This window comes from Palleronia abyssalis (genome assembly GCF_900302445.1).
In the GTDB taxonomy this organism is placed as follows: Bacteria; Pseudomonadota; Alphaproteobacteria; order Rhodobacterales; family Rhodobacteraceae; genus Palleronia; species Palleronia abyssalis.
Genome location: NZ_ONZF01000048.1, coordinates 1 through 690, shown reverse-complemented (window position 1 = coordinate 690; position 690 = coordinate 1). Strand labels below are relative to the sequence as shown.

1 protein-coding gene is annotated in these 690 nt (G+C 58.7%); it reads left to right on the top strand.

The genetic code is table 11. From position 1 onward, the window contains the following. Positions 1-666: transposase (locus tag PAA8504_RS21735; protein WP_146190567.1), on the top strand; the 666-nt coding region annotated here is incomplete at its 5' end. Positions 667-690: the final 24 nt, after the last annotated feature.

Sequence of the window (690 nt, the reverse complement as noted above, 5' to 3'; positions counted from 1 at the left end):
CCTGAAGTCGTTGCAGATCTACGCGATTTACTGGTGTTCCGCCGAGGCCTGATCAAGGATCGCACCGCCGCGAGAACGCGGCTCAAGATGGCAAGGCAAGTGGTCCTGCGCCGTTTTCTCACGCAACGACTGGCACAGGTCGAGCGGCAGATCGCGCGTATAGATGCGACGATGCAGGCGCTCATCGCCTCTGACACCGGGCTGATGGAACGACTGAGCATCTTGGTCAGCATCCCCGGCATCTCCCTCGTTTCGGCAACGGCCTTGCTTGCAGACATGCCGGAACTCGGCAGCCTGTCGGGAAAGGAAGCTGCCGCTTTGGCCGGGCTGGCCCCGATATCGCGCCAATCAGGGCAATGGCGTGGTCAGGAACATATCCAAGGAGGCCGGCAGTCTGTCCGGCAGGTCCTCTTCATGCCGGCGCTCAGCGACATCCAGCACAACAGCTCGTCCAAGGCCAAGTTCCAAGACCTCGTTCAAGCAGGAAAGCCAAGAAAAGTTGCTCAGACCGCAGTCATGCGAAAACTTATCGTTTTGGCAAATGCGCTCCTGAGAGATGGACGAAAATGGGTTCCCGAACCTACTTGCTGCCCATGCGCCTGCCGGGCAGTGGATGATCTGTTCGTCCGTAAATCTCGTTCGCTTCATTGTCCGTCCTCAGGTTGAGCCAGACTCTAACCGACGGTGGAG